Below are 17,400 nucleotides of genomic sequence, written 5' to 3'. Positions count from 1 at the left end.
TTTCCTTTACAGCTGGGAGACTGCGAAAAATGAACTTTCCCAATTTTTTAGCCTAGCTTCTAAGAGCCAGCACCAAATTACTCTATTTTCAAATGTTAAGGCTGTTTCACTGAAGGCACAGTAACCAACAAGACTCCAAAGGAAAAAGTTGATTGGATAAAAATTCTTTTAGGCGTTAGCCTTCAGAGTCACCGTGAAAGCCAGCACGGTTTTCTGACTCTGCCTTGCCTAGCATGACTACTCCTTATAAGCATAAGTGAAGTCGGTGTAAAGTCCTGTTGCATTGCGCACCAAACCCTTTAATTTAGGGTTTTGGAGAGCCCTGTTTGAGCGGAAGTAAATAGGATTGTAAAGTGCCTCATCGTACAACGCTTTCTCAGCCGCCTTATAGTCATCGGCAATCGCAGATGGATCAAGAGCATCTGTTGTCAGGGCCTTTTGATAAGCAGCATCATAAGTTGGACTGGAGAATTTACCATAGTTATAGGCCGAATCAGTAGTAAACAGACCATAGAAAGTGGAGCCTTCTGGATAGTCGCCTCCCCATAGAACTAGAGCCACCTCAAAATTTTGTTTTTTCGTATCGTCAAGACGCTGTTTAAAGGGCACAAATTTTTCCTCAACAGTCAGACCGGGCAAGGCCTTCTCCCAAATTTCCTTGGTATAATCAACCGTAGCTTTAGCAACAGGCTGATCTGAATCAGCTGTTATTGTTAACGTCAAGGACGTCAGACCTTCTTCAGTCAATCCCTCTTTAAAGAGCTGAGCAGCTCTCTTCGGATCGTAAGTGTAACCCGGTGCAACATAGTCTGTTAAATCCTTACCATTGGATAATTTTTGCATATCGGCTGGCACAAAAGCCCTTGCTGGTGCTGAACCTGTATCAATAGCCGCCTTAACAATGCCAGGACGATTGGTTGCTAAATTGAGGGCCTGGCGGATTTTTGTATTCGTCAAGCTAGGTATTTTTCCTGTTTGATTATAAACCATATAGGTAGTTGTCGCCTCTGGTACCTTAATCACATCTTTACGGTACTTATTAGCATTGTACATGGCAGAGGTTGCAGAAATATTAGCCCAGTCTATATCACCCTGTTTGTACATTTGTACAGCTGTATCAGGTTTCTTGATGGTTTGCACATTAACAACCTGAGTCTTGACATGCCTAGCATCCCAATAATACTTATTTTTAACTAGCTTATAGCTGCCGTTGGTCCCATTCCAATCGATGACTTTATAGGGACCAGAGTACATGGCATATTTAGCATTCGTCCCATACTTATCGCCAGATTTCTTGACAAAGGCTTCCTTTTGAGGAATGAAATTTGAAAAAGACAAAAGATTTTTAAACTGCGGTGCCGGACGAGATAAGGTAAAAATGACCTTATTGCCTTCCGCCCGAACCCCCAAATCAGACACAGGCTTCTTACCGGCAATAATCTCTTCAGCATTTAACAGATGCCCGTCGACAGTCAGGTTAGAATATTCTGACGCTGTTTTAGGATCCACCATTCGCTGCCAAGAATAAACAATATCCTTGGCAGTCAAAACACTGCCATCTGACCACTTGAGATGGTCGCGCAAGGTTGCAGTATAGATCTTTCCATCTTTAGAAACATCAACTTTTTTAGCCAAATCTGGTTTTAGATTACCTTTCTTATCAACCCTCAACAGATTGCTGCCTGAATTTCCAATCGCCATGGCCGAAAACTGGTCTGTGTTCTTGGAAGCATCAAGAGTGATCATCTCAGTCGGTGTATACCAGTTAATGTCGTTCTCAGTATTAGACTTTTGAGTAAAATGGTAATGCACAGCACCAACTCCGGCACAAATTAAGCCAGCTAGGACAAACCACTTAGCATTTTTACGAAGTTTTTTTCGAAATTTTCGTTTAATTATTACCATAAGAGTCTTTCTAATTCTATCAAGCAGAAAAATCTGAGTCCTTACCTTATCTTGCCCAAAAATAGGGGAAACTCAATCATAAGAGAGTATTCCAGATCCTTTAAAGGGTTATAACGCCAACAATTATAGCAGTTTATTAAGAGAAAGTAAATATTGTGTTTCTGTTTCTTATCAGCTTCAATATTTCAATAGCTTGACGGTATGAAATACCTTTAGTAAAACGGTCTGTCCTTTCAAAACTCTTTTGATAGGACTCCCAAAATTTTATCTGATGATAAAAGCCATGCAAGAGTGATAGTTCATCTAATCGCTAGTATCAATTAATAGAAAAAGTAAAAAAGTTGCACTTATTATTGCAATTCATCCCATAGAAAAAGAGTCTGAGATAAAAATTCAGACTCTCTAGCATATTCTAGTTTTACCAGATTGACGCAGTGGTTAGGAGTAGGACTTGCTGGCTATGCCAAGAAGCCCTACTCCTGCACAGTTCATTAGGTGCTTTAGCACCAATGAACCACTCCGCCAAGAGCTTATTCAAAAACAGGAAGATTGGATGAGCTTTTGCCCAGCCTCCTACTGCTTGAGTCCCACTTCTCTGGGTACTGCTTATCATCATTCAGCTGCAAGTTGGTAATAAGCTTTCTGGTGTCATAGGCTTAGTTTTGATTCACTCCCAAAAGCTGAATCAGTTAAACTATCGATCCTACTCTTTATTCGACGACAGAAACTTCCGACTCTGTTTGGTCTACCGTATCTTCAATAATTTCGACTTCATTGACCGCCTGAGGCTCAATATTACGATAACGGGCCATCCCTGTACCAGCTGGAATAATCTTACCAATGATAACATTTTCCTTAAGACCAAGAAGATGATCCTTTTTACCACGAATAGCAGCATCGGTGAGCACACGAGTAGTTTCTTGGAAGGAAGCGGCAGACAAGAATGAGTTAGTTTCAAGCGATGCCTTAGTAATTCCCATCAGAACTGGACGGCTGGTTGCAGGAATACCGCCGGAGATGACAATATCTCTATTAGCATCAGTGAAATCTGCAATATCCATCAAAGTTCCTGGCAGCAGATCCGTATCACCTGGATCCATAACCCGCACCTTACGAAGCATTTGGCGAACCATAACCTCGATGTGCTTATCTCCGATTTCTACCCCTTGGCTGCGGTAAACCTTTTGTACCTCAGCCAAAAGATAAGTCTCAACAGAAAGTGTATCACGCACTTCTAGGAGATGTTTAGGTTGGATAGAACCTTCAGTAAGGGCATCCCCGCGGGAAATTTCATCACCAATTTCAACTTTCATACGAGCTGTGAATGGTACTACATATTCGTCCTTACCGGTCTTACCTTCTACATAGACCTTCTTGGTACGGGTAGCAGCATCTTCCTCAATATCAGTGACGCGACCCTTAACTTCAGTGATAACAGCTTCACCTTTAGGATTGCGAGCTTCAAAGATTTCTTGGATACGTGGCAAACCTTGAGTAATATCGGTATTAGATGCAACACCACCGGTGTGGAAGGTACGCATAGTCAGCTGGGTCCCAGGTTCACCGATAGATTGAGCGGCAACCGTACCAACAGCTTCACCGACTTCCACCGCATCGCCTGTTGCTAAGTTGATACCATAGCAATGACGGCAAACTCCGTGGCGTGTGTTACATGTGAAGACTGAACGGATTGTTACTTCTTCAACACCAGCCTGAGTGATCTCTGCAGCCATGTTTTCTGTAATCAAAGTATCCGGCTTAACAATAATGGCACCAGTTTCAGGATGCTTAACTGATTTCTTGGTATAACGGCCAATTAAGCGTTCTTCCAAGGTTTCAGTCACTTCCTTACCATCAGTGATGGCTGTGATCGTCAAGCCACGATCTGTTCCACAGTCATCCTCACGGATAATAACATCTTGAGCCACATCAACCAAACGGCGAGTCAGATAACCTGAGTCAGCTGTTTTAAGAGCTGTATCGGTCATACCCTTACGAGCACCGTGGGTTGAGAAGAACATTTCCAGAACTGAGAGTCCTTCACGGAAATTAGACAAGATAGGCAATTCCATAATCTGTCCATTTGGAGCTGCCATCAACCCACGCATACCAGCCAATTGAGAGAAATTAGAAATGTTACCACGCGCTCCCGAGTCCATCATCATAACGATTGGATTCTTAGGATCCTGATTGGCAATCAAGGCAGCTTCCAATTCTTCCTTAGCTTCACGCCAAGTATTAGTAACAGCTGTATAGCGATCATCATCCGTCATTAAACCGCGACGGAAAGCCTTATTGATCTGTTCAACCTTGCTGTGGGCAGCCGCAATAATTTCCTGCTTATTATTTATAACAGGGATATCAGCAATACCGACCGTCAATCCAGACAGGGTTGAGTGATAGTAACCAAGGTCTTTCAAACGGTCAAGAAAGGCTGAAGTCTCTGTTGTCCGCAAACGTTTGAAAGTCTCAGCGATAATATTACCTAAGTGTTTTTTCTTGAAAGGTTCGTTGAGCTCAAGGGCTTCGATAGCCGGTTTGATATCAGCTCCCAATTCCAAGAAGTATTTATCTGGTGTTCTGTCTGTCAAGTTAGCATTGGTTGGTTCTTGCAGATAAGGAAGCTCTGCTGGCATGATGTCATTAAAGAGAATCTTACCGACAGTAGTGACCATGACCTTGTGTTTTTGATTTTCGGTCCAAGGTTTTTCTGGCATGCTATCCGTTGCAATCCCTACGCGCGTATGAAGATGCGCATATCCATTGCGGTAAGCCATGATCGCTTCATCCCTATCCTTAAAGACCATACCTTCGCCTTCACGACCAGCATCTTCCATCGTCAAGTAATAATTACCTAGCACCATATCTTGGGATGGAGTTACGACTGGCTTACCATCTTTAGGGTTCAAGATGTGTTCAGCTGCCAGCATCAAGAGACGTGCTTCAGCCTGTGCTTCCTCTGATAGGGGTACATGGATAGCCATTTGGTCCCCATCAAAGTCGGCATTGTAGGCTTCACAGGCCAACGGGTGAAGGCGCAATGCTTTACCGTCAATAAGCACAGGTTCAAAGGCTTGGATACCAAGGCGGTGAAGAGTAGGTGCCCGGTTAAGAAGAACAGGGTGTTCTTTAATGACTTCTTCCAAAATATCCCAAATGCGCTCATCTCCACGCTCGACCATACGTTTAGCGGCCTTGACATTACCAGCGTACTCACGATTAACGATTTCACGCATAACAAAAGGCTTAAAGAGCTCAATTGCCATTTCACGTGGCACACCACACTGGTACATCTTGAGGGTTGGCCCCACAGCGATAACTGAACGACCAGAGAAATCGACACGCTTACCAAGCAGGTTTTGACGGAAGCGGCCCTGCTTACCTTTAAGCATATGACTGAGAGATTTCAATGGACGGCTACCTGGCCCAGTAATTGGACGTCCTCGGCGGCCATTATCGATAAGAGCATCAACGGCTTCCTGAAGCATCCGTTTTTCATTTTGAACAATGATACCAGGTGCATTCAATTCAAGTAGACGAGCCAAACGATTGTTACGGTTGATAACACGGCGATAAAGATCATTTAAGTCAGAAGCTGCAAAACGGCCGCCATCCAGCTGTACCATCGGCCGTAAATCCGGTGGGATAACCGGCAGAATGTTAAGCACCATCCACTCTGGCTTATTACCAGATTTATAAAAAGCATCCAAGACATCCAAACGGCGGATAGCCTTGATACGTTTTTGACCAGAAGCTGTCTTTAATTCTTCCTTGAGTTCAGCAATTTCAGCCTCTAAATCTACCTGTTTCAAAAGGTCTTGGACGGCCTCAGCCCCCATTTTAGCGACGAATGAACCGTAACCATATTCTTGCAGTTTTTCGCGATATTCGCGTTCGGTCAAGATAGATTTGGGTTCCAGCGGTGTATCCTTGGGATCGATAACCACATAGGCCGCGAAATAGATGACTTCTTCCAAAGCACGCGGGCTCATGTCAAGGGTTAAACCCATGCGTGATGGAATCCCTTTGAAGTACCAGATGTGTGACACAGGAGCTTTTAACTCAATGTGTCCCATGCGTTCACGACGAACTTTGGCGCGGGTCACCTCAACTCCGCAGCGGTCACAGACAATACCTTTATAACGGATACGCTTGTATTTACCACAGGCACACTCCCAGTCTTTAGTTGGTCCGAAGATAACTTCATCAAAGAGACCTTCACGTTCTGGTTTGAGCGTGCGGTAGTTGATAGTTTCAGGTTTCTTAACCTCACCGTAAGACCAAGAACGGACCTTACTAGGCGAAGCTAAAGTGATTTGCATACTTTTAAAACGATTTACGTCAACCACTAGTATTACCTTTCTATTGCAAGTAATGTCAACAGTCTTTTAGATGCTGACACGATGAGTTTAAGACAACTAGTCCCAAACTCCCAATTATTTTATGCTTTAATGAATAAGCAGTAGCTGAATTAGCCTTTTAATTAACTGCTCTTTGCCCCTGCTCAATCCTGATTAGCTTCCTGCGCCTCAGCAGTCTCTTGGGCCTCTTGAGCTGCACGAGCTGCTTCGGCTGCTTGTCTTTGACGAGCTTTTTCTAAGTCATCAACGTGCATCACATCGTCATCCTCACCTTCATCAAGATCACGAAGTTCAACTTCTTGGTTATCCTCATCCAAGACACGCATATCCAGACCAAGCGATTGTAATTCCTTGACCAAGACACGGAAGGACTCTGGAACTCCTGGTTTTGGAATAGGTTTGCCCTTGGTAATTGCTTCATAGGCTTTCAAACGACCTGTAACATCATCTGACTTGTAAGTCAAGATTTCTTGAAGGACATTTGATGCACCATAAGCTTCAAGGGCCCAAACTTCCATCTCTCCGAAACGTTGTCCACCAAACTGAGCTTTACCTCCAAGTGGCTGCTGCGTAACAAGTGAATAAGGACCAGTAGAACGAGCATGAAGTTTATCATCGACCATATGGTGAAGCTTGATCATGTACATGACACCAACAGAAACGCGGTTGTCAAACGGCTCACCTGTACGGCCGTCATAGAGAACTGTCTTGGCATCACTAGCCATACCAGCTTCTTCCACAGTTTCCCAGAGATCCTCAGAAGATGCTCCGTCAAAGACTGGTGTCGCAATGTGGATCCCCAAGTTGCGAGCTGCCATACCAAGGTGGAGCTCCATGACTTGTCCGATATTCATACGTGATGGTACCCCGAGCGGGTTCAGCATGATATCAACCGGAGTTCCATCTGGAAGATAGGGCATATCTTCAACAGGAACGATGCGCGAAACGACACCCTTGTTCCCGTGACGGCCAGCCATCTTATCTCCAACCTTAATCTTACGTTTTTGGGCGATGTAAACACGAACCAGCATATTAACACCTGATTGCAGCTCATCACCATTTGCACGTGTAAAGATCTTGACATCACGCACGATGCCATCACCACCGTGCGGCACACGAAGTGATGTATCACGCACTTCGCGTGATTTATCACCAAAGATAGCGTGGAGGAGTCGTTCCTCAGCCGAAAGGTCTTTTTCCCCCTTAGGTGTTACCTTACCAACCAAGATGTCGCCTTCTTTAACCTCGGCACCGATGCGGATAATCCCCATTTCATCGAGATCCTTAAGAGCATCTTCGCCGACGTTCGGAATCTCACGGGTAATCTCTTCAGGGCCTAATTTTGTATCACGTGTTTCTGACTCGAACTCTTCCAAGTGAACAGACGTATAAACATCTTCTTTGACTAGGCGTTCAGACATGATGACGGCATCCTCGAAGTTGTAACCTTCCCATGTCATGTAAGCAACAATAGGATTACGTCCGAGAGCCATTTCTCCTTTTTCCATAGAAGGACCATCTGCAATGAAGTCCCCTTTTTCAACTTGGTCACCAACCTTAACCAAGGTACGTTGGTTATAAGCTGTACCAGAGTTTGAACGACGGAATTTGGTAATATGGTAAACATCAAGTGAACCATCTTCGCGGCGCACTTCAACTTTCTCAGCATCCGAGAAGGTGACGCGGCCGTCATGCTTAGCTACCACAGCAGCACCTGAGTCATGGGCTGCTTGATACTCCATCCCTGTACCAACAAATGGTGCCTTAGGATCAATCAATGGCACAGCCTGACGCTGCATGTTAGCCCCCATAAGGGCACGGTTGGAGTCATCGTTTTCCAAGAATGGAATACATGCTGTCGCAACCGCAACGACCTGTTTAGGAGATACATCGACAAAATCGACAGAGCTTGCAGGGAACTCTTGGTTGTTACCTTGATGACGACCCATAACAATTTCTTGCGCAAAGCTACCATCTTCATTAAGTTTTGAATTGGCCTGAGCAACAGTATATTCATCTTCTTCATCCGCAGTCAGCCAGACAATCTCATTAGTGACCTTACCAGTTGCGCGATCAACCTTACGATAGGGCGTTTGGATGAATCCATACTTGTTCAGATGTCCGTATGAAGACAAGTTATTGATCAAACCAATATTTGGTCCTTCAGGAGTTTCAATCGGACACATACGACCGTAGTGGGTGTAGTGCACGTCACGCACTTCATATCCAGCACGGTCACGGGTTAAACCACCAGGTCCCAAGGCTGACAAACGACGTTTGTGAGACAGCTCTGACAATGGATTGTGTTGATCCATAAATTGAGATAGCTGAGATGATCCAAAGAACTCTTTAACCGCTGCTGTCACAGGACGAATATTGATGATTTGTTGCGGTGTCAGAACGTCGTTATCTTGAACGGACATACGTTCACGCACATTACGTTCCATACGAGTCAAACCAATACGGAACTGGTTAGCCAAAAGTTCACCTACCGCACGGATACGACGATTACCCAAGTGGTCAATATCATCTACCTTACCTAGCCCCTCAGCCAAGTTGAGGAAGTAAGACATTTCCGCCAAAATATCTGCCGGCGTAAGGGCACGGACCTTGTCGTCTGGATTGGCATTCCCAACAATTGTCACAACACGGTCAGCATCAATCGGTGATACGACCTTAAACTTTTGCAAGACAACAGGTTCTGTCACTACCGCATAATCATTTGGTGTGTACATGAAGCTATTCAAGCCCTTATCGATTTGTTCTGAGATTGAATTAATGACATCACGTGTCATTTCAGTACCAGCTTCAACAAGAATTTCACCCGTTTCATTATCTACCAAATTTTCGGCAAGGACTTGATTCAGGAGACGTGTTTTAACACTGAGTTTCTTATTGATCTTGTAACGACCAACAGCTGCCAGATCATAACGACGCGGATCGAAGAAACGGGCCATCAACAGACTACGCGAGCTGTCAGCAGTTTTTGGCTCTCCTGGGCGCAAGCGCTCGTATATTTCTTTGAGAGCTTCATCTGTACGCGCATCTGCTGGATTCTTATGGATATCCTTTTCAATAGTATTGCGAACCAATTCGCTGTCACCAAAAATATCAAGAATTTCATCATCACCTGAAAAACCAAGGGCACGCACTAAAGTCGTAAATGGAATCTTACGCGTACGATCAATACGAGTGTAGGCAATATCTTTCGAATCTGTTTCCAACTCCAACCAAGCGCCGCGGTTGGGGATAACCGTTGAACCATAGCCAACTTTGCCATTCTTATCAACTTTGTCGTTAAAGTAAACTCCCGGAGAACGTACCAATTGCGATACGATAATGCGTTCACCACCATTGATAATAAAGGTACCCATTTCCGTCATAATTGGAAAATCACCAAAGAAAACTTCCTGAGTTTTGATTTCACCGGTTTCCTTATTGATCAAACGAAAAGTCACAAAGATCGGTGCTGAGTAAGACGCATCGTGAATACGCGCTTCTTCAAGCGAATACTTAGGTTCTTTCAGCTCATAACCTACAAATTCCAGTTCCATGGTATCTGTGAAGTTAGAGATTGGAAGTACATCCTCAAATACTTCTTTCAAACCATTGTCCAAAAACTCTTGGAATGAATCCGTTTGGATTTCAATCAAATTGGGTAAATCAAGAACTTCCTTGATTCTAGAAAAACTGCGACGGGTGCGGTGTTTCCCGTACTGAACGTCATGTCCTGCCACGTTTCTATCTCCTTTATAGTAAGATACAAAGACCATTCGTCTGTTGGAGCAAGGTTAGCCTCATCAGCAAACAGAACTTAGGTCGAGGTCGATTAACAGTTTATTTGTCTCGGTACACCTTTTGCACCCGTAATTTTTAGAATTTTTATTTTTTTATTACAAATACAAAAATCCCTGAAATTAGGCACAAAAAGAGCAGCTAAATCTGACTGAAAAAGTTTGATTTAACTGCTGTATCTCTTGATTGGACAATATTTCAACCAAGTAAGACGACAAATAGTTGCTTATATTATAACCTATTTTGTACCATTAAGCAAGTTTATTGCTGCCCTGTTACTGTCTTCCAAGCTGCCTCATCATCACTGTCACTACCACCGACCATGAAGCTGTATGTTGTATCACCAGCGCCATTCTTAGCCCAATTACTAGTAGTTGTTTCACCAGATAAATTGATGCTGTTACCATTATGAGAGACCGTTGCCGGTTTCAAACCTGTTGACTTAAGCACTGTCGATTTAATAACATTGGAAGCCAGTGAGAATTTCTGTCCACCTCCAAAAACAGAAGAATCAGCAGCATCAATAGCATTGACTAAATTCGCCATATATTGTGCATTATTTTCATAGCCCGTATTAGAACTCATTGAGGCGTTATTATCATAACCCGCCCAGCCACCTAAGGTAACCGTTGGGGTAGATAACATGAGCCAAACGTCACTGTAATTATCGGTTGTTCCAGTTTTACCAATCCAGTCAATATTGGAAGCCAGTCCCGCATTTATTGATGTTAGATGGTCTTTAAATTTAGTTGTTTTGCCCGATGCAATTGGTCCCTTAAGCAAATCAGTCATAATACTAGCCGCTTCCTTACCATAAACAGGAATAGGATTCTCGGCATGCTCATAGATCTTTCGACCCTTATTATCAGTAATGGACTGAACCATATAACCTTTTTGATATATACCCTCATTAGCTAAGGTTTGATAAGCATTGGTCTGTTGCAGGACCGTTGTCTCAATACCTCCACCCAATGGCAAGCTTTCAATATCGTAATGATCAATCTGATACCCCATTTTAGTCATATAAGCTTCAACGTCAACACCTTGTTCTTGTAACATGCGATAGGTCCAGTAGGCTGGAATATTCCAAGAAGTATCTAGAGCTTCCTGAAGACTAACAGCCCCAGTCCCCTCATCATTGCCATGCATGATCTTTGTTCCACCCGAAAAAGTCGCTGGATAATTAGACAAGATAGAGGCTGACCCCAGCATCCCCTGATCAAGAGCAATGCCATAAGCAATAATAGGCTTGATACTAGAACCAGGAGAACGCTTTGTGTCTAGCGCATGGTTATTTTGATTAACCTTATAATCGCGGCCACCAACAAAACCGAGAATCCCTCCAGTTTTATTATCCATCAAAACATTACCAACGTCTACTCTGCTGCTGTTGCCAGCATCCAATTGGCCTCCGGAATTTTGTGCGGATTCTTGCATAGCTTTATAGATATTTTCATTGATAGTTGTTGTAACCCTGTACCCTCCTGTCTGTAAAGCTTCTAAAGCCAATTGTTGATAATTGGCCACAGTTTCATCATTCTTCAAGTCAAATTGAGAAACTTCATCCCGCTTAATCAGATAGTCATACATATGCTGTTGAGCTTCCTCCATAACCGCATAGTAGAGATAATCATGACTAACACTACTGGATTCTTCAGAAGCTATGAAATCTTGTTGAATATTGTATTGTCTATGGCAGCGATAATCTCTTTTGCTCAAATAACCTGCTCGATACATATTATAGAGGACCGCTTGCTGACGTTTCAGGCCATAAGCCAAACTTTCCTGATCTTTTAAACGTCCATCTGCAGCATAGGGAGAGTAAGTAATCGGACTTTGGGGCAATCCCGCGATATAAGCTGCCTGCGGAACTGTTAATGCCTTTGACGATACTCCAAAAATCCCCTTAGCAGCCTCTTCTACACCGGCAATATTCTCCCCCTTATTATTACGACCAAAAGGGGATACATTTAAATAAGAGGTTAGGATTGTATCTTTTGTCATATAGCGTTCCAAGGCTAATGAATAAATAATTTCGCGTGCTTTACGTTTAAAAGTAGGGTCATCACCAACTACTTGCTGTTTGACCAACTGCTGAGTTAAGGTAGAACCGCCACTATTAGAACCAACGCCTAACACCGAGGAAACGAGAGCACGAAATACCGCTTTTGGGACAACACCGTGATGAGATTTGAAATTTTCATCCTCAGTTGCAATAACTGCCTGTTTGATATTACTACCGATATCTTCCCCCTTTACAGGGCTGCGCTGCAAGTCTGTATCCACTTCCGCAATATCGTGTCCATTAGCATAGGCCAAAGTGGACACTAGACTAATCGAACGCACCTGCATGACAAGGGTCGCTCGATCAGGAACTTTAACGCTATCAATTTGGCTGGCTAGATAACCTACACCTAATCCAGAAACAAGCATAAAAACAAGCAAAACGACAATGTAAAAGAAATCCGATACCATCTTTAAACTGCTGAGCACAACAGAAACTCTATCTGCCCCTGACAGTTCGAATTCCGAATCAGAATCACTATTTTTCTGCCCTTTGCCCAGCTTATTCTTGGATTTTAAATGTTTTGGAGTCCCTGATGCCGACCTTTTAAAAAAGGCAACTAAATCTTGCCAAAGCTTCTTGAAGAATTCAACCATAATCTACCTCTAAGCCATTATACCAAAACCAAGGTCAACTTGCATGAGCTTCAGAGTTTTTGGTATAATGAGCCTTAGTACTATAAATCACTGGAGAGATACTATGACAATTTTTGATGAATTAAAAGAACGCGGTTTAATTTTTCAGACCACCGACGAAGACAGTTTAAAAAAGGCTCTTGAAGAGGGGACAGTTTCTTATTACACTGGTTACGATCCAACAGCTGACAGCCTGCATTTGGGGCATTTAGTGGCTATTTTAACATCCCGTCGCCTACAACTAGCTGGTCATAAACCGTATGCTTTAGTCGGCGGAGCGACAGGATTGATTGGCGATCCTTCCTTTAAGGACGCTGAACGAAATCTACAAACGAAAGAAACCGTTCAAGGATGGGTTAAAAAGATTCAAAACCAGTTATCTCGTTTTCTTGATTTTGATAATGGCGATAACAAGGCCGTTATGGTCAACAACTATGATTGGTTTGGTTCTATCAGTTTCATCGATTTCCTGCGCGACGTTGGAAAATATTTCACCGTCAATACCATGATGAGTAAGGAATCTGTAAAAAAACGAATCGAAACCGGTATCTCTTACACAGAGTTTGCTTATCAAATCATGCAAGGTTATGATTTCTATGAGCTAAACCAAAAATACAATGTCACTTTGCAAATTGGCGGGTCTGACCAATGGGGGAATATGACTGCCGGTACCGAACTCATTCGTCGTAAAGCTGACAAGACCGCCCATGTCATCACTGTTCCGCTCATTACTGATTCCACTGGTAAAAAATTCGGAAAATCAGAGGGCAATGCTGTTTGGCTAGACGCTGACAAAACATCTCCTTATGAAATGTACCAATTCTGGCTTAATGTCATGGATGACGATGCTGTACGTTTTTTGAAAATTTTCACCTTCCTATCTTTGGATGAAATCGCCGAAATCGAAAAACAATTTGATGCTGCCCGCCATGAACGTTTAGCACAAAAAATCCTTGCACGTGAAGTGGTCACACTTGTTCACGGCCAGGAAGCCTATCAAGAAGCTCTAAAAATTACCGAACAACTTTTTGCAGGTAATATCAAAAATCTATCTGCAATTGAGCTAAAACAAGGGTTGAGCAACGTCCCTAACTATGCTATCCAAAAAAGCGACAGCCTTAATATTGTTGACATTCTTGTAACTGCTCAAATAGTTAACTCTAAACGCCAAGCTCGCGAAGATGTGCAAAATGGCGCTATTTATATTAATGGTGAGCGTATTCAAGACCTCGATTATACTCTATCTGCGGCAGATAAGATTGATAACGAATTAACAGTCATTCGTCGTGGTAAGAAAAAATACTTTGTATTAACTTATTAAGTAAGCTAAGGAAGAGGGGGATAATAAAAATTAGTAGACGAGGTCTTAATTTCCTTGCCTCACCCCTACACAGTTGATTAAGATTTGAGATCGACAAAGTTAACGGCCTATAGTTCCCCCCTTTAACAGTCAAAAGGAACTGTCAAAAGTTTACGCTAAAAACAAGAAATAAAATTCCTAATCAGCAACCAAGCCATTAGTCTTCGCATATTGAGCTTAGGACACCCTTTATACGAAGTACAAAAAGCCTCTTATAGGGTAAACTAAGAGCTGACAAAACTTGTTCCCTGTTTGATGTTAAGATAAGTTATTCATCGGTTAATAAAGTGTCTCTTTTATACACGAAAATCCCTTCAGAGCAAAGGGATTTTTCTTATATTTTTGTTAGGTAAGAAGCTAGAAACTCAGGATTTAAGTATGCTTCCTTGTGTGCAAGCACACAGCGTCACCTTCTTAAAATCTCATATTTTACGGTCTTAGTATCTTAGCTTTTATGACCAATGACATAGGTGAGGGTTGAGGCTTGGGCTGCAGAGAAGGTGCGGTAAGAAACGACTCCTAAACCAAGGGCGTTGGATTCTGAGATAAGAATGGACCCATCAGCTTTAACTTCTTCGACAATAGCGACATGGCCATAGCTAGGATCAGCACCGGCTTGTCCTGGCGCAAAGGATACCGCATAACCAACTTTGGGCGTATGAACCACTTCATAGCCGGCTTTATGCTGCCAATCACCGCCATTGCCCATATAAGCATCGTAGTTGTAACCCAGTTCTTTGGCACGGTTATAAACATACCATGTACATTGCCCCCAAGGGTAAGAAGCTGCTATATAGCTGTCTGTACTCATTGGATGCGAAATCTGATAACCACTAGGGACAGCCATGGCACTAGTACCATTTAAGTGCTTAAGATCCTCTGGGATAGGCGGTGTGCCACCATGCTGGTCAATCCAAGTATCAATATCTTGCATGATTTGCGCCCGGCGCTTGCCCGTTCCCGAGGTATCGGTGAAATAAACGCCCCCATCTGCAATAGGGTTAAGCTGACCCATGGCATTCTTCTTGGCCTTATCGTCCTGAATCTTAAAGGTCCAATTTTTATTTTGAATGATGGTCTCAGCTGTCATTTTAGTAATGGCCTTATCATCAGAAAAGTTAGCCGCATTATCAGGATTGGCATCAAAAGCGCCATAGCCAAACATGTTGGAGCCTTGAATAGTAGCGACACCAGCTGTTCCCAGCGAGCTCTCTGCCATGGCAATAGCGATAATCGCGCGCACATCTAGGCCACTGTCATTTTGCCATTGCAGCAAAAGTCTACCATTAATCCGATCGTGATTGTAGGAAACTCCCAGAGAATTCAAATAACCATCTAACTGTTCAGCCGTAATCCCGTAGCGATGGGACAGAAGATTGTGGGTATAGGCAGAGTCGCCTGACCAGTGTTCTACGTAGGCCGTATAACTTGGCGGTGTTGTCGGCGTATTATCAACAGGGCCAAACCAACGATCAGCTTGACTTGGCTGCCTTGTGTTACTAGCTGAGTTTGACGGAAGCTTGAGATCTACTTGAAAAGAATTTAGAATGACTTGCTTTTTACTTTCAGCTGAATTTTTGCCTAAGTTAGTTTTAGGCTCTTCCTTGGTGGGAATATCGTTTTCCTTAGAACCTGAAGTATGGGCCTTCGCCTCCTCTTCACCGGTTGGTGAAGCAGAACCTTCAGTTTTAGGCTGATCATCAGATGCATCTGAGCTAGGTTCAGTCGTCGAACTGCTTTGAGAGCTTTGCGGACTCGAAGAAGCTTGAGACTGACCCTGATCAGTGCCCGTCTCTTGGCTAGAACTAGCCTCAGAACTTGATGAGGACTGTTCCTCCTTAGCATCTAAATCATCAGGGATCCCATTTTTGTTGGCATCCTCTTCGTCATCGGGAACACCGTTGTGGTTCTTGTCTTCCTCATGGTCGGGAATACCATTATGATCATTGTCTTCTTGGGATTTGGAAGACTCTTGAGTCTGTTGTGAAGGAGCCTCGCTGGATGGTAAAAGGCCGTCATTTGTTTGTGCTAGAGCTAAGCTCGGTGCTAAATAAGAACCTGAAAAGGTCACCAGCATAGCCAAGGATAGCCATTTGGGGAGTTTCATAAGTGATTATCACTTTCCTTTCTTTATAGGATACTAAGGGCGTCAAGAAAAAATAAGAGAGTAAAACTGTGTCCTTGAAGACAAGCGAAGTAATCTTTTTCTTGAAGCTTTTAGTAGGAGTGGGCACTCCTGTAATAAAATACTAAGTCTGTAAGAAGAGCTGCGCTTTTAAAAAGCGACTCTTTTCACTGGTATATAAACGATTTTATGCCATTGGGCAGTCTTTTGTCAATTGATTGGACTCAAAGTTACTATATTTCTGGTTCTTGGTTCTTTTAAAACGAAGGTCCACCCATATAGAAACTTGGAACACAGGCGAACTGTTTTATATCTGAAAGCTTTGATTAACTGCTTTATCTGGCGGCTATCCGTCCGTCCAAAAATTAATATCTGATAATTTTAATTTCTTGATTGTTTTCTGTAATCAGGATATGATCACCTTTTGTAATTTCTTGATAAATCAAAAGTTGAGATAGCTTATCCTCAATCAGACGGGCAATCCCTCGTTTGATTGGACGAGCACTGTTGATAGGATCAAAAACATGCCTTTGCAATATAAACTGCAACTTTTTCGTCAAAGTCAGCTTCAATTACTTGTTGTGCTAGTATAATTTGTTCCCGCTGCAGCAATAGTCGCGTGATCTCTAAAATATTATCATCATCCAAGGGCCTAAAAACAACTGTTTCATCAATACGATTTAAGAACTCTGGTTGGAAATAATCTTTAACAGCCGATTGAACATTCTCATGAATATACTGATAGTCTCGAGCTGCCAACTCTGTAAAACCAATTCTTTAATTTCATTTTGTCAGCGATTCTTTGTATTTTTTCGACTTTGGACCATACCACTCTTCAATAGAATAACCCGATAATTTACGATAGTCTTCTAAATATTTTTTGAGATAATAGCCTTCGATACTTTCACTTACTAATGACAGGGTAAAATAAATCGCTAAAAGGAATAGCAGCGGCATAAAAGCTAATCCTAACATCCTAGTGAAATCATTATCCTTAGCCTGCCCTGGCAAGAACCAGCGAATAATAAGCTTAAATTGTCAAATTAAGTTGGACAGTTTCACCTGACTCAGAAAAACATGATAAGGTGTTTGATAATTTAGAGATTTTCTAGGAATCTTGTTTCTCCTATCAGCTATAGCTGATAAAATGGTTT

General features: G+C 42.7%; 9 protein-coding genes and 1 pseudogene. 1 reads left to right on the top strand and 9 read right to left on the bottom strand.

Features of this window, described 5'->3' with window-relative positions; translation table 11 throughout:
* Nucleotides 1–237 precede the first annotated feature (237 nt).
* The 4 genes from AC4HAL_RS01860 to pbp1b form a co-directional block, all read right to left on the bottom strand.
* On the bottom strand, nucleotides 238–1,905 hold the full coding sequence (locus AC4HAL_RS01860) for a peptide ABC transporter substrate-binding protein (protein ID WP_491092712.1): 1,668 nt from the start codon (nucleotides 1,903–1,905) through the stop codon (nucleotides 238–240).
* A 710-nt stretch (nucleotides 1,906–2,615) separates the two neighbouring features.
* Nucleotides 2,616–6,254 (bottom strand): DNA-directed RNA polymerase subunit beta', encoded by a 3,639-nt coding sequence (rpoC, locus tag AC4HAL_RS01855; protein WP_491092711.1) that lies wholly within the window; start codon nucleotides 6,252–6,254, stop codon nucleotides 2,616–2,618.
* 155 nt (nucleotides 6,255–6,409) lie between these two features.
* Nucleotides 6,410–10,003: a DNA-directed RNA polymerase subunit beta gene (gene rpoB, locus AC4HAL_RS01850; RefSeq protein ID WP_491092710.1), complete on the bottom strand. Its 3,594-nt coding sequence runs from the start codon at nucleotides 10,001–10,003 to the stop codon at nucleotides 6,410–6,412.
* A gap of 319 nt (nucleotides 10,004–10,322) precedes the next feature.
* Nucleotides 10,323–12,722 carry a penicillin-binding protein PBP1B gene (gene pbp1b / locus AC4HAL_RS01845; RefSeq protein ID WP_491092709.1) on the bottom strand — a complete coding sequence of 800 codons (2,400 nt, stop codon included), beginning with the start codon at nucleotides 12,720–12,722 and terminating at the stop codon, nucleotides 10,323–10,325.
* Between the two features lie 103 nt (nucleotides 12,723–12,825).
* Between pbp1b and tyrS the strand changes: the two genes are divergently transcribed.
* The gene (tyrS, locus tag AC4HAL_RS01840; RefSeq protein ID WP_491092708.1) at nucleotides 12,826–14,082 is read left to right on the top strand and encodes a tyrosine--tRNA ligase; all 1,257 of its coding nucleotides are present in this window, start codon (nucleotides 12,826–12,828) and stop codon (nucleotides 14,080–14,082) included.
* 484 nt (nucleotides 14,083–14,566) lie between these two features.
* Here tyrS and AC4HAL_RS01835 read toward each other — a convergent pair whose 3' ends face one another.
* From AC4HAL_RS01835 to AC4HAL_RS01815, 5 genes and pseudogenes are all read right to left on the bottom strand, one after another.
* The gene (locus AC4HAL_RS01835; protein ID WP_491092707.1) at nucleotides 14,567–16,228 is read right to left on the bottom strand and encodes a CHAP domain-containing protein; all 1,662 of its coding nucleotides are present in this window, start codon (nucleotides 16,226–16,228) and stop codon (nucleotides 14,567–14,569) included.
* A 383-nt stretch (nucleotides 16,229–16,611) separates the two neighbouring features.
* Entirely contained in the window at nucleotides 16,612–16,782 is a 171-nt protein-coding gene (locus AC4HAL_RS01830; RefSeq protein ID WP_491092706.1) for a ClpB D2-like domain containing protein, read from the bottom strand.
* A complete protein-coding gene (locus AC4HAL_RS01825; protein WP_491092705.1) occupies nucleotides 16,763–17,005 on the bottom strand; it encodes a hypothetical protein in 243 nt (80 codons plus the stop codon). Before AC4HAL_RS01825 ends, AC4HAL_RS01830 begins: the two co-directional genes overlap by 20 nt.
* Nucleotides 17,006–17,029: 24 nt before the next feature.
* Nucleotides 17,030–17,221 carry a hypothetical protein gene (locus AC4HAL_RS01820; protein ID WP_491092703.1) on the bottom strand — a complete coding sequence of 64 codons (192 nt, stop codon included), beginning with the start codon at nucleotides 17,219–17,221 and terminating at the stop codon, nucleotides 17,030–17,032.
* A gap of 63 nt (nucleotides 17,222–17,284) precedes the next feature.
* A pseudogene (locus AC4HAL_RS01815) lies at nucleotides 17,285–17,400 on the bottom strand (IS30 family transposase); the annotation flags it as partial.

Source organism: Streptococcus sp. ELY_125 (assembly GCF_058314535.1).
Note: the sequence above shows the minus strand (reverse complement) of the source record. Positions and strands in the feature narration are given on the sequence as shown.

Bases quoted from the DNA above. Each gene is read 5' to 3' on its own strand.
- AC4HAL_RS01835 (WP_491092707.1), bottom strand. From the start codon at position 16,228: ATGAAACTCCCCAAATGGCTATCCTTGGCTATGCTGGTGACCTTTTCA.
- AC4HAL_RS01820 (WP_491092703.1), bottom strand. From the start codon at position 17,221: ATGTTAGGATTAGCTTTTATGCCGCTGCTATTCCTTTTAGCGATTTAT.
- AC4HAL_RS01860 (WP_491092712.1), bottom strand. From the start codon at position 1,905: ATGGTAATAATTAAACGAAAATTTCGAAAAAAACTTCGTAAAAATGCT.
- pbp1b (WP_491092709.1), bottom strand. From the start codon at position 12,722: ATGGTTGAATTCTTCAAGAAGCTTTGGCAAGATTTAGTTGCCTTTTTT.
- tyrS (WP_491092708.1), top strand. From the start codon at position 12,826: ATGACAATTTTTGATGAATTAAAAGAACGCGGTTTAATTTTTCAGACC.